Annotated in this window: 11 protein-coding genes; 8 read left to right on the top strand and 3 right to left on the bottom strand. The window is 67.7% G+C overall.

All coding sequences use genetic code 11. The features are described 5' to 3' along the window. Positions 1-8 precede the first annotated feature (8 nt). Entirely contained in the window at positions 9-470 is a 462-nt protein-coding gene (locus ACZY0Y_RS16175; protein ID WP_463959119.1) for a dihydrofolate reductase family protein, read from the bottom strand. A 445-nt stretch (positions 471-915) separates the two neighbouring features. Between ACZY0Y_RS16175 and ACZY0Y_RS16170 the strand changes: the two genes are divergently transcribed. Then, complete coding sequence (locus tag ACZY0Y_RS16170) at positions 916-1209, top strand: putative quinol monooxygenase (RefSeq protein WP_463881373.1); 294 nt, start codon at positions 916-918, stop codon at positions 1207-1209. Positions 1210-1305: 96 nt separating this feature from the next. Here the strand turns inward: ACZY0Y_RS16170 and valS are convergent, their stop codons facing one another. Then, positions 1306-3924, bottom strand: a complete 2619-nt coding sequence (gene valS / locus ACZY0Y_RS16165; protein WP_463881376.1) for a valine--tRNA ligase — start codon at positions 3922-3924, stop codon at positions 1306-1308. A 50-nt stretch (positions 3925-3974) separates the two neighbouring features. Between valS and ACZY0Y_RS16160 the strand changes: the two genes are divergently transcribed. The 3 genes from ACZY0Y_RS16160 (at position 3975) to ACZY0Y_RS16150 (ending at position 5995) form a co-directional block, all read left to right on the top strand. Next, positions 3975-4343: a DUF488 domain-containing protein gene (locus tag ACZY0Y_RS16160; RefSeq protein ID WP_463881378.1), complete on the top strand. Its 369-nt coding sequence runs from the start codon at positions 3975-3977 to the stop codon at positions 4341-4343. A gap of 17 nt (positions 4344-4360) precedes the next feature. Then, on the top strand, positions 4361-5119 hold the full coding sequence (locus ACZY0Y_RS16155; RefSeq protein ID WP_463881381.1) for an SDR family oxidoreductase: 759 nt from the start codon (positions 4361-4363) through the stop codon (positions 5117-5119). An 81-nt stretch (positions 5120-5200) separates the two neighbouring features. Beyond that, positions 5201-5995 (top strand): glycerophosphodiester phosphodiesterase family protein, encoded by a 795-nt coding sequence (locus ACZY0Y_RS16150; RefSeq protein ID WP_463959117.1) that lies wholly within the window; start codon positions 5201-5203, stop codon positions 5993-5995. A gap of 10 nt (positions 5996-6005) precedes the next feature. Here ACZY0Y_RS16150 and ACZY0Y_RS16145 read toward each other — a convergent pair whose 3' ends face one another. Then, entirely contained in the window at positions 6006-7040 is a 1035-nt protein-coding gene (locus ACZY0Y_RS16145; protein ID WP_463959115.1) for an endonuclease/exonuclease/phosphatase family protein, read from the bottom strand. Between the two features lie 325 nt (positions 7041-7365). Here ACZY0Y_RS16145 and ileS point away from each other — a divergent pair, with 325 nt between their 5' ends. The 4 genes from ileS to ndk are packed head-to-tail and all read left to right on the top strand — an operon-like array spanning position 7366 to position 13012. Continuing rightward, positions 7366-10746, top strand: a complete 3381-nt coding sequence (gene ileS, locus ACZY0Y_RS16140) for an isoleucine--tRNA ligase (protein WP_463959114.1) — start codon at positions 7366-7368, stop codon at positions 10744-10746. A 3-nt stretch (positions 10747-10749) separates the two neighbouring features. Then, complete coding sequence (locus ACZY0Y_RS16135; protein ID WP_463959112.1) at positions 10750-12108, top strand: bifunctional folylpolyglutamate synthase/dihydrofolate synthase; 1359 nt, start codon at positions 10750-10752, stop codon at positions 12106-12108. Positions 12109-12111: 3 nt separating this feature from the next. Next, the gene (locus ACZY0Y_RS16130) at positions 12112-12555 is read left to right on the top strand and encodes a DUF4233 domain-containing protein (protein ID WP_463959110.1); all 444 of its coding nucleotides are present in this window, start codon (positions 12112-12114) and stop codon (positions 12553-12555) included. A 43-nt stretch (positions 12556-12598) separates the two neighbouring features. After that, on the top strand, positions 12599-13012 hold the full coding sequence (ndk, locus tag ACZY0Y_RS16125; RefSeq protein WP_463881394.1) for a nucleoside-diphosphate kinase: 414 nt from the start codon (positions 12599-12601) through the stop codon (positions 13010-13012). The last annotated feature ends 94 nt before the right edge of the window (positions 13013-13106 follow it).

Raw genomic sequence — 13106 nt, 5'->3', positions numbered from 1 at the left:
CAGATCGGTCAACGGCGCACCCGATAGCGCAGGTGAAGCACCCGGATGCCCTGAATCACCACGTCAGGATGCTCCAACAGGTGCTGCGCGTGGACCGACCCGAAGTAGCGCTTGCCGGACCCGACCACGACGGGTACGACGCCGTCGACGAAGTGAAACGGCCCCTCGGGGTCCCAGTCCTCGGGCTTCGGCCGGTGGGTCACGACGACCACGTGGTCGACCCCGCCCGGAGGCTTCCCGTCCCAGCCGTCCGTAATGTCGAAGACGTGGCGGCCGACGATTGTCGCCCCGATCTGGTCCCAGTACGGCCGGGTGTAGTCGTAGGACGTTTGTGACACCTTCAACTCGCCGCTCTCGTCCAACGGGACGTCACCGCTGGACAACCAGTCGAACAGCGGTCCGGGCTGGTCGTGCTCGTCCGCGATGAAGCCGTCCACCGACACCGAGCTGTACATGACCACCGTGCCCACGGTGCTCTCTTTGCTTTGGGGTGCCCCCACATTAGCGTGTCGTGAGCTCTCGCTCTTGTAGGAAATCATCGGCCGGCAGCGGCAAGCTGTCCAGCGCGTGGTGGCGGGCCCGCCCCAGACCTGCTCTGCCGTCACCGGCCGGTCACACAGCTTGGCCGCGGGCATCGGCAGACACGGCGGACGAACCGGGAATGCGCGCCGCCGCAGGCGTTCAGCCACGTCGGGCTCGTCAGCGCCGCCTGGGCGATCAGCGAAGCGGAACAGCCAGGCCCGGGTTCCGGCGCCCGGGCCGCGGACTAAGGACCGCTGATCAGAGCCGAAGGAACAAGCCCGTCGGTGGCGCTGTTGGCTCCAATGGCAGGGCATCTCTCCGGTGCCGGGATGTCCAGGCATCCCGCCCCGTTTAGTCCTGTGTCCTGTGCCCACCTGCGACCAATGGAGCGCCATGCCCATCACAGCCCACCTTGACCTGTTCCTCACAGCGGAATCCCTGCCCACGGCTCCGGCCGTGCTCCGCGGCATCCTCGCCGATACGCGGGCGTTTGACGGCTGCCTGGGCGTCGATGTGCTCGTCGACAGCAAGGATCCGGCGCACTTCCTGGTGGTGGAACAGTGGGCGTCGCTGGAGCACGACTCCGCCTACCGCGCGTGGCGGGCAGGCGACGGAGTGAGCGCGCTTGGGGAGCTCCTGGCTGTCCCGCCGGTGCTGACGCACTTCGAGGCCTCCTTCGAGGTCTAAGGCCCGGACGGCAAAACCTTTGAGAACGAAGCGGGGGCTCCCTGCCCGGCCTGAGCCGGGCAGGAGCCCCCGTCCTGTTTGTCCTGTGGGCTGCCGCTAGGCCGGTGCGGGCTCCTCGGCGGGGGCCAGGACGACGTCGCTGACGGTCAGTTCGCCGTCGCCGGCCACAAGGGTGATCTCCCGGGCGTTGGCCGCTGCCTTGAGGTCTGCCAGGCCGGCCCTGAGCTGCGTGGCGAGCGGGTCCGGGGCCGTGATGGTCGCGGACAGGACCTCGGTGCGCTGCTTGACCTTGGCCTCCGACTTGGCCTTGCGGATGCCGCTGAGCGCGGTCCCGACAGTCGCAAGCAGCGTGGTGTCGCCGTCGATCTCGACGGCCGACGGCCACTGGGCCCGGTGCACCGAGCCGGTACGCCACCAGCTCCAGACTTCCTCCGTGGCGAAGGGCAGGAACGGGGCGAAGAGGCGCAGCAGCGTGTCCAGGCTCGTCGCCAGGGCTGCGAGGACGGAAGCCTGCTCGGTTCCGCCCGCGGCACCGTAGGCGCGGTCCTTGATGAGCTCCACGTAGTCATCGGTGAAGTGCCAGAAGAAGCTCTCCGTGATCTGCAGGGCCCGGGCGTAGTCGTAGCTTTCGAACGCCTTCGTGGCCTGCTGGACCACGTCGGAGAGCTGGGCCAGCACAGCCCGGTCCAGGGGGTTGCTGAGCACGGAGAGGTCCCCGGAAACCACGGAGTCCTCGGTGGCGCCCAGGTTCAGTACGAACTTCGAGGCGTTGAGCAGCTTGATCGCCAGCCGGCGGCCGATCTTCATCTGCGCGATCTCATAGGCGGTGTCCGCGCCGAGCTTGGCCGAGGCCGCCCAGTAGCGGACAGCGTCCGAGCCGTACTCCTCGAGCACATCGGTCGGGACGATCACATTGCCCTTGGACTTGGACATCTTCTTGCGGTCCGGGTCCAGGATCCAGCCGGAGATGGCTGCGTGCTTCCACGGCGCGGAGTCCTGCAGGGCGTCGGCGCGCACCGCGGAGGAGAACAGCCACGTGCGGATGATGTCGTGGCCCTGCGGGCGCACGTCGAAGGGATAAACCTTGGCGAAGAGCGCTTCGTCGGTGCTCCAGCCGCCCACAATCTGCGGGGTCAGCGAGGAGGTGGCCCAGGTGTCCAGCACGTCGGCGTCACCGGTGAAACCGCCCGGCACGTCGCGCTGGGCTTCTTCATAGCCGGGTGCCGCATCCGCTGCGGGATCCACCGGCAGCTGCGCGTCGGACGGGACGACCGGGGCTGCGAAGTCCGGGTTGCCGTCGGCATCCAGCGGGTACCAGACGGGCACCGGCACACCGAAGAAGCGCTGGCGGGACACGAGCCAGTCGCCGTTCAGGCCGGAGATCCAGTTCTCGTAGCGTGAGCGCATGAAGGCCGGGTGGAAATCGATCTCGTGGCCGCGGGCAATGAGCCGCTCGCGGCGCTCCGCGTCCCGGCCGCCGTTGCGGATGTACCACTGGCGGGAGGTCACAACTTCGAGGGGCTTGTCGCCCTTTTCGAAGAAGTTCACCGGGTGCATGATCTTCTTGGGCTCGCCGTCGAGGAGTTCCGCGGCGGCCAGGAGCTCCACCACACCTTCCTTGGCGCTGAAGACGGTTTTGCCGGCGATGGCTTCGAAGTGGGCGCGGCCTTCGGCGGTGGTGATCCACTCCGGGGTCTCGCCGATGATGCGGCCGTCGCGGCCCACGATCGCGCGGGTGGGCAGCTGGAGCTCGCGCCACCAGGTGACGTCGGTGAGGTCTCCGAAGGTGCAGACCATGGCAATGCCGGAGCCCTTGTCCGCCTTGGCGAGCGGGTGGGCCTTGACCTCCACCTCGACGCCAAACAGGGGCGACGTGACTTTCTTGCCGAACAGCGGCTGGTACCGTTCGTCGTCGGGATTCGCCACGAGCGCCGCACAGGCGGCCAGCAGCTCCGGCCGGGTGGTCTCGATGTAGATCTTTTCGCCGTCTTCGGTGAAGAAGGGGTAGCGGTAGTAGGCGCCGGCGACTTCGCGGTCCTCAAGTTCGGCCTGGGCCACCGCGGTGCGGAAGGTGACGTCCCACAGGGTGGGGGCCTCGGCCATGTAGGCGTCGCCCGCGGCGAGGTTCGCCAGGAAGGCGCGCTGGGAGATGGCCCGGGACTTGTCGTCGATGGTGCGGTAGGTCAGGTCCCAGTCCACGGACAGGCCAAGGGTCTGGAACAGGTTCTCGAAGACCTTTTCGTCCTCGACGGCGAGTTCCTCGCAGAGTTCGATGAAGTTCCGGCGCGAGACGACGTCGAAATCGCGCTGGTTCTTGGCGGGCTCCGCCGGGGGCCGGTAGCCGGCGTCGTACGCGGTGGTGGGGTCGCAGCGTACACCGTAGTAGTTCTGCACGCGGCGTTCGGTGGGCAGGCCGTTATCGTCCCAGCCCATCGGGTAGAAGACATTCTTGCCGGTCATGCGCTGGTAGCGTGCCAGGACGTCGGTCTGGGTGTAGGAGAACATGTGGCCGACGTGCAGCGAACCCGACGCCGTGGGCGGGGGAGTGTCGATCGAGTAGACCTGCTCCCGGGTGGTGTTCGGGTTGAACTTGTAGGTCCCTTCGTCAAGCCAGCGCCGGGTGAGGGCGTCTTCCAGCCCCTCCAGGGCGGGCTTGTCCGGAACGTTGATGGGGGCGGTGGTGGGCGTGTCTGTACCCTGCGTGTCTTCAGCCATGGGGCAATTCTTCCATGTCCCGCAAGCTTGGCCTGCAGTAGCATGCGCAGATGGGTGATTCTCAGGAAAGTGCCGGAGGTTTTGTGATCAAGCGCATCTATGACGCACCCGCCGACGACGACGGCTGCCGGGTCCTGGTGGACCGGCTCTGGCCGCGGGGGATCAGCAAGGAACGCGCGCAGCTTCAGCTATGGCTTAAAGAGGTGGCGCCCTCCCCGCCGCTGCGGACTGAGTTCGCGCACATGCAGGAACGCTTCGCCGGCTTCCGCACCGCCTATGAGGCCGAGCTCGACGGCAACCCGGCCGTGCAGACGCTGCGGGACCTGGCCGCCGAGCACGGGAAGGTGACACTGCTGTTCGCGGCGAGGGACCCGCAGACCAACCATGCCCGGGTCCTGCAGGAGTTCCTGCAGCGCTAAGCCGTTAGGGTGGTGCCATGACTGAAGGAATCCAGAACAAAGCAGCAGTTGTCACCGGCGCCAGCACCGGAATTGGCGAGGCCACCGTGCGTGCGCTCCGGGCCGAGGGCTGGACCGTCTACGCCGTCGCCCGCCGCGCGGACCGGCTCGAGGCGCTCGCCGCGGAAACCGGCGCCGTCGCGCTTCCGGCCGACGTGACCGACGACGCCGACGTCGCCCGGCTCCTCGACGAGGTGACCCGCGCCGGCGGGATCGACACGCTCATCAACATCGCCGGCGGCGCCCGCGGCGCGGACAAGGTGGCCGAGGCCAAGACCGAGGACTGGGAGTGGATGTTCGAGGTCAACGTCCTCGGCACCATGAAGCTCACCCGGGCATTCCTGCCCATGCTGCGCGCCGGCGGCGAGGGCACGGTCCTGAACCTGACCTCGACGGCGGGACTGTCCGCCTACGAGGGCGGCGGCGGCTACAACGCGGCGAAGTTCGCCCAGCACGCGCTGACCGGGGCGCTGCGCCTCGAGGAGGCCGAGCACAACCTCCGCGTGATCGAGGTGGCACCCGGCCTGGTCCAGACCGAGGAATTCGCCCTGAACCGGCTCGGCGACCAGTCGGCGGCCGCAAAGGTCTACCAGGGGGTCGAGAAACCGCTGACCGCGGCTGACGTCGCAGACGTCGTCCGGTACGCCGTCACGGCGCCGCACCACGTCAACCTGGACCAGATTGTGATCCGCCCGGTCGCGCAGGCCGCGAACTACAAGCTGATCCGCACGGCCTAGCCGGGGTCCGGCGGGCCGGCCGGAGAAGGGGCGCCTGGCGTTCATCTACGCTTGGCCCTGCCGTGGGACAGGGGTGGCCCGATGTTGGCCGCGGCCGACCCGCTGTTTCCGTATGTGGGCAAGTACCTCAAGGACCTGACTTTCGACCAGGTCCGGAGCCTGGACTGCGGTTCGCTGACCCAGCCGCAGTTCCCCGGGCAGGTGGCATCCCCGGGTGCCAGGATGCCCACGCTCGCTGAGGTCTTCGCCCTGGCTGACTCCTACCGGGCAAGCCAAGTCAGGTTCAACATCGAAACCAAGGTCGAAGCCGGTGCACCTGAGGGGACGGCCCCTCGTGAACAGTTCGTGGAGGTCGCGCTGCAGGAAATCAACAAGGCCCACATGCAAAGCCGGGTTTCGATCCAGAGCTTCGACTGGGGATCGCTGCGCCTGGTCCGGGAGCGCCAGCCGCAGATCCCCACCGTGGCCCTGACCAACAAGGACTTCCTTCAGGCGGGCCAGCCCGGCAGTTCGCCGTGGCTCGGCGGCATCGACGCGGACGACTTTGGCGGGGACCTGGTCGCAGCCGCGGCCTCCCTCGGCGTCAACGCCATCTCCCCGGTGCACGGCACCCCCCAGAATGGAGCGGTCACGGATCAGGACTACGTCCCGTATGTCACCGCCGACATGGTCAGCCGTGCACACGCCGCCGGCATGCAGGTCATTCCGTGGACCGTTGACGACAAGCCCACCATGCGCGCCCTCATCGCCGACGGCGTCGACGGCCTCATCACGGACTACCCGGATCGTCTGCGGGACGTCATGGCCGAGTCAGGCCTGAAGCTGCCGCACCGCTTCGAGCTCACCCGGACGCTGAGCGGCCCGACGCCATCCTAAGGATGAACGCCTAGACGGTGGCCGGGACGGTCAGCGTCGCCATGATGGCGGCGTGGTCCGTTCCGGGCACCCGGTGCACGGTGTAGGCCGCGCTGCGCACCGACGGGCTGGTCACCAGATGGTCGATCGTGATGCCGGGAAGCAGCACGTCGTCCATCGGCCACGTGGGGACCAGCCGGGACCCCTGGGCCATCCCGACGTCCACTGCGGCCCGGTCCCCGCCCTCCAGGAGCCGCCGGAACTCGGCATGGTCATAGCTGGCGTTGAAGTCGCCGGCCAGCACCACGTTCCCGGGCCGGGCAGCCAGCTGGCCGAGGGCCGAGAGGTCACTGCGCCATTTCGGCAGGCCCACGCCCACGGGCGCGCGCGTATGGACGTTGGTCAGTTCGACGACGGCCCGCTGCCCGCGGGACTCCGCGGTGAGCCGGATCATCGGCATCGGAAAATGCGAGTCGGGTACTTTGCCTTCGGCCACCAGCTGGTGGACCGAGTAGACGGCATTCCCGGCGGCGCCGCCCGCAGGAGCGCTGATCCTGTTCGGAAGCAGTTCGGCCAGGCCGGCAGCGGCCAGCCGGTCCTCCAGGGCCTTGGTGTATTCCTGGAGCGTCAGCAGCGTGATGCCGTTCTCGCGCACCAGCCGGACAATTTCCGCCGCGTCCGCCTTGCCGAGTTTGGCATTGAGGCTCATGGCCCGCACCTCCACCGCGCCCTCGACCGTTCCTGCGCCGGAATCGGGCGCGGCCCGGGCGTAGTCCAGCGGCACCAGCCAGAAGAGCTGAACGGCCACGAGACCCGCTGCCGCGCCCGCCATCCACCGCCGCCGGCCCAGCACCGCGAACAGCAGCGAGGCGCTGGCGGGCAGCACCAGCCACGGGGTGAAGGACACCACCTGGACCACGGTGGTGGGCCATTCCCGCGGCACGGCACGGAAGACGGAGACCACCACGACGGGTGCCCCCGCCAGCCCCGCCATCAGCCGCCAGCCGGCGGCCGCCCCGCCCACAGGCGAACGCGGGCCACCGCGGCCTCTGGTCCGGAACATCATGGGATTCAGTGTAGGCATTGCGGGCCCGCGGGAGTTGTTAGACTTCTCGTAGCAGCTTTGACCCGGCCATCACCGGTGAGCTTCCGGAAGAACGCCCCGACGCCGTATTTGTAAGAAGATTGTGCGCCGGGGCCGGTAGAACCGGACGGGTAAGCCCGTCACAGCAGTAATGAGCGGCCGACGCCGGTGCTCCCTCCTTTCGCAGGGGTCCGGCGGCGGTAAGTGAGGTGGTACCGCGGTGCCGGTGTTGTTGAAAGACAATGCAGGGCCGTCCTCGCATCCTGAATGAATCCATTTGTTCACCAGCTCAACCCAGGATGTCGAGATGACTTATTACCCGAAGGCCTCCGCCGCACTGTCCGGCGCAGGCGCCACCACCTCTGCTTCCAACACAGCTTCCAACGCCGCAGGCGTATCCGCCTCCGTGAAGTTCCCGGAGATCGAAGAGCGCATCCTCAAGTACTGGGATGAGGACGGCACCTTTCAGGCCAGCATCGACCAGCGCGACTCTGACCTTCCCGGCGGAAAGCCCGGGTCCAATGAATTCGTCTTCTACGACGGCCCGCCCTTCGCCAACGGCCTGCCACACTACGGCCACCTGCTGACCGGCTATGCCAAGGACCTGGTGGGCCGCTACCAGACCCAGCGCGGCCGCCGCGTCGAGCGCCGCTTCGGCTGGGACACCCACGGGCTGCCCGCCGAGCTGGAAGCCATGAAGCAGCTGGGCATGACGGACAAGACCCAGATAGAGACGATGGGCATCGACAAGTTCAACGACGCCTGCCGCGCCTCCGTCATGAAGTACGCCGACGAGTGGAAGAGCTACGTCACCCGCCAGGCCCGCTGGGTGGACTTCGAGAACGACTACAAGACGCTCAACGTCGAGTACATGGAATCCGTGCTCTGGGCCTTCAAGCAGCTGCACGAAAAGGGCCTCACTTACAACGGTTACCGGGTGCTGCCGTACTGCTGGAAGGACGAGACGCCGCTGTCCAACCATGAACTGCGCATGGACGACGACGTCTACAAGAACCGCCAGGACCAGACCGTCACGGTCACCTTCCCCATCACGGCGGGGGACTCGGAGCTGTCCAGGCAGCTCGCCGGGGTACAGGCGCTCGCCTGGACCACCACACCCTGGACGCTGCCCACCAACCTGGCGCTCGCCGTCGGGCCCGCCATCACCTACGTCGTCCTGCCGGCCGGACCGCACGGGATCAAGGCCGCCTCGGCCGACGCGCCCGTCACCGGCAGCTTCCTGCTCGCCGCGGACCTGCTGGGCGCCTACGCCAAGGACCTCGGCTACGGCGACGGCGCCGAGGGCGTGGCGGCTGCCGAAGCCGCCGTCACCTCCCGGCACACCGGCGCCGAGCTGGAAGGGCTGACGTACGAGCCGCTCTGGGACTACTTCCATGACGCCGAGAAGTACGGCACCGAGAACGCCTGGCGTTTCCTCGTCGCCGACTACGTCACCACCACCGACGGCACCGGCATCGTCCACCAGGCCCCCGCCTACGGTGAGGATGACCAGAAGGTCTGTGAAGAGGCCGGCATCCCCGTGGTCCTGTCGGTGGATGAAGGCGCGAAGTTCCTGCCGATGTTCGGCCACGGCGACCTCGCCGAAATCGCCGGGCTCCAGGTGTTCGAGGCCAACAAGCCCATCACCCAGGTGCTGCGCGCGCAGGGCCGGCTGGTCCGCCAGGCCAGCTACGAGCACTCCTACCCGCACTGCTGGCGCTGCCGCAACCCGCTGATCTACCGCGCCGTGTCCTCCTGGTACGTCGAGGTCACCAAGTTCAAGGACCGCATGTCCGAGCTGAACCAGGAGATCAACTGGATCCCGGGCAACGTCAAGGACGGCCAGTTCGGCAAATGGCTCGCCAACGCCCGCGACTGGTCCATCAGCCGGAACCGCTACTGGGGCAGCCCCATCCCGGTCTGGCAGTCCAGCGACCCGGATTTCCCGCGCACCGACGTCTACGGCTCGCTCGCCGAGATCGAGGCCGACTTCGGCCGCCTGCCGCTGAACAACGCCGGCCAGGTGGACCTGCACCGGCCGTTCATCGACGAGCTCACCCGCCCGAACCCGGATGACCCCCGCACCCCGGAGGAGGGCCAGTCCGTCATGCGCCGCGTCGAGGACGTGCTGGACGTCTGGTTCGACTCCGGCTCCATGCCCTACGGCCAGGTCCACTACCCGTTCCAGAACGAGGAATGGTTCGACACCCACAACCCGGCGGACTTCATCGTCGAATACATCGGCCAGACCCGCGGCTGGTTCTACATGCTGCACATCCTCTCGACCGCGCTGTTCGACCGGCCGGCCTTCCGCAACGTCATCAGCCACGGCATCGTCCTGGGCTCGGACGGGCAGAAGATGTCCAAGAGCCTGCAGAACTACCCGGACGTCTCCGAGGTCCTGGACCGCGACGGCTCCGACGCCATGCGCTGGTTCCTGATGTCCAGCCCGATCCTGCGCGGCGGCAACCTCGTGGTCACCGAGCAAGGCATCCGCGACGGCGTCCGCCAGGTGATCCTGCCGCTGTGGAACGTGTACAGCTTCTTCACGCTGTACACGAACGCATCGAACGCAGTGGATGGAACAGCGTCCGGGTATGACGCGAAGCTGCGCTACGACGGCTACGCCGACACCCTGGACCAGTACCTCATGGCCAACACCGGGGACCTCGTCCGGAACATGACCGCGCAGCTGGACAGCTACGACATCTCCGGCGCCTGCGACGAACTGCGCAGCTACCTGGACATGCTCACCAACTGGTACGTCCGCCGCAGCCGGCAGCGTTTCTTCGATGAGAGCGTTGATGCCTTCGACGCGCTCTACACCGCGCTTGAGACGGTCTGCCGGGTCGCGGCCCCGCTGCTGCCGCTGGTCTCCGAGGAGATCTGGCGCGGTCTGACCGGAGGGCGCTCCGTGCACCTGGCCGACTGGCCGGATGCGGAACTGTTCCCGGCCAACGCCGGGCTGGTCGAGGCCATGAACCGCGTCCAGCAGATCTGCTCGACGGGTTCCTCGTTGCGCAAGGCCGCCAACCTGCGGGTGCGCCTGCCGCTGCAGGAACTCACCGTTGTGGCACCCGGCGCGGCTGCGCTGGAAGGCTTCGCCGCCGTCGTCGCCGATGAACTGAACCTGCGGTCTGTCCGCCTGCTCGACGCCGACAGCGCCTCCCCGGAGGAGTTCGGCATTGAGCAGAAGCTCGTGGTCAACGCCCGGGCCGCCGGACCGCGGCTGGGCAAGAACGTCCAGCAGGCCATCAAGGGCTCCAAGTCCGGCGACTGGTCCGTGGACGATGGCGGTATGGTCACCGCGGGCGGGCTCGCGCTCGAGCCTCAGGAATACACCCTGGAAACCGTCGTGGCCGAGGCCGCGGAAGGCGAGGGATCGCGCGCGGCGGCGGTCCTGCCGGGCGGCGGCTTCGTGGTCCTCAACACCGAGGTCACTCCTGAGCTCGAAGCCGAAGGTGCGGCCCGCGACATGGTCCGGGCCATCCAGCAGGCCCGCAAGGACGCCGGACTCAATGTCAGCGACCGGATCCACACCACGGTCACCGCGACGCAGGACGTCGTCGATGCCCTGCTGGCCAACGCCGAACTCGTCAAGACCGAAACCCTGACCCTCGAGCTGGAAACTGTTGCGGCCGAGGTCAAGGAGCCCCAGGTCAGTGTTGCCAGGAAAGTTGAGGCATAGTCCATGACCGACGAATTCTCCGTAGAAAGTGTCTACGCCGAGCTGCTGGGCCGGGCGCCGGAAAACAAGATGGAGCCCCGGCTCGCCCCGCTGCACCGCGCGATGGACATCCTGGGGGAGCCGAACAAGGCGTTCCCGATCATCCACGTCACCGGCACCAACGGGAAGACCTCGACCGCCCGCATGATCGAGGCCGGACTCCGCGCCCACGGGCTGAGCACCGGGCGCTACACGAGCCCGCACCTGTCCAAGGTCACCGAGCGGATCAGCATCGACGGCGCCCCGGTGCCGGATGAGACCTTCGTCCGGATCTGGGACGAGATCCGGCCGTACCTGGCCATCGTGGACAGCGAGCTCGAGGCCGAGGGCCAGCCCCGGCTGACCTACTTCGAGTGCCTCACCATCCTGGGCTTCGCGATCTTCGCGGACCAGCCGGTCAACGTCGCCGTCATTGAGGTGGGCCTGGGCGGGATCACCGACGCGACCAATGTCGGCGACGGGCAGGTCTTTGTGGTCACCCCGATCTCGCTGGACCACACGGACCTCCTGGGTGAGACCACCGAGGAGATCGCCTACGAAAAGGCCGGCATCATCAAGCCCGGCGGCTTCCTGGTCAGCGCCGCGCAGCCCCGGGACGCAGCCCAGGTGCTGCTGGAAAAGGCCAAGGAAACGAACGTTCCGTTCCGCTTCGAAGGCGTCGAGTTCGGCGTCGAATCCCGCACCGTCGCCGTCGGCGGCCAGGTGGTGACCATCCAGGGCATCGCGGGCCGCTACGAGGACCTCCTGGTTCCGCTGCATGGGGCACACCAGGCCGAGAATGCCGCCGTCGCGATCGCTGCGCTGGAGGCCTTCTTCGGTGCCGAGAAGCCGCTCGACGCCGAGCTGGTGCAGGAGGCCTTCGCCTCGGTCACCTCGCCCGGCCGCCTCGAGGTGGTGCGCACGGCGCCGACCATCATCGTGGATGCCGCGCACAACCCCGAAGGCATCCGGGTCTCCGCCGAGGCCATCCACGAGGCGTTCAGCTTCACCAAGCTGGTGGTGGTGGTCGGTGTCCTGCGGGAAAAGGACGCCGAGGAAATCCTCCGCCAGCTCAAGGAATCCCTCGGCGCCCTGGCCGCCGAGTACTGCTTCACCCAGTCCAATTCGCCCCGTGCCGTGCCGGCTGAGGACCTCGCGGAACTCGCGCTGGACCTGGGGTTCGGCGAGGACAACATCCACGTGGCCGAGAAGCTCGACGACGCCCTCGAATGGGCCGTGGAACGTGCCGAAGCCAACGACGACCTCGCCGGCGGCGTCCTCGTCACCGGCTCCATCACGCTCGTCGCGGAAGCCCGGATCCTGCTCGGAAAGGCGGACGCCTAGACCATGGCGAAACTCACCAAGGCCCAGCGCGAATGGCGGCCGGGCATGCCCAGGAAACGCCGCTCCACCAAGGTCATGTTTGCCTCGACGGTGCTGCTCCTGGAGTCCTTCGTGGTGCTCTTCGGCACCCTCACGGTGTTCGGACTCCGGCGGGACGAGTTCCCTCCGGTCCTGATCTTCTCCGTCGGGATCGCGCTGTGCCTCGTGTATGCCTTCACGTGCGCGGTCCTGTCAAGGCCGTGGGGCGTGGCGCTGGGCTGGATCCTGCAGATCGTGCTGATCCTGACCGGCATCCTGGAACCGGCGATGTTCCTGGTCGGCGGGCTCTTCGCGGTGGCCTGGTGGTACGGCATCCGCACCGGCATCCGGATTGACCGCGAGGCCACCCAGCGGGAACGCGACCAGGCCGCCTGGGACGCCGCCCACCCCGGCGCCCCAAGCAACTAGACTTATTGCCAAACCCACCCACCCCAGACACATTGGAGCAGCTGTGAGCATTGAGCGCACCCTCGTCCTGATCAAGCCCGACGGCGTCACCCGCAACCTGACCGGCAGCATCATCGCCCGCATCGAAGCCAAGGGCTACACCCTGGCCGAGCTCAAAAAGGTTGACACAAGCCGCGAACTGCTCGAGCAGCACTACGAGGAGCACGTCGGCAAGCCGTTCTACGAGCCGCTCGTCGAGTTCATGCTCAGCGGCCCGGTCGTCGCGGCGATCTTCGAGGGCCACCGCGTCATCGAGGGCTTCCGCTCGCTCGCCGGCACCACGGACCCGACGACGGCGGCCCCGGGCACCATCCGCGGCGACTTCGGCCGCGACTGGGGCCTGAAGGTCCAGCAGAACCTGGTCCACGGCTCCGACTCGGCGGAATCCGCGGACCGCGAGATCAAGATCTGGTTCTAGGAGTTTCCTGACCCTACCGTCCCCGTCAAAGGGGGAAGTTGAGGGCACAGGTGTAGGAAAAACCAGGGATCAACACCGCACACGTGGGGGGGTG

It is taken from the genome of Pseudarthrobacter kochi (genome assembly GCF_055412805.1).
The sequence above is the reverse complement of the archived record's forward strand: the minus strand, read 5'-3'. Positions and strand labels throughout refer to the sequence as shown.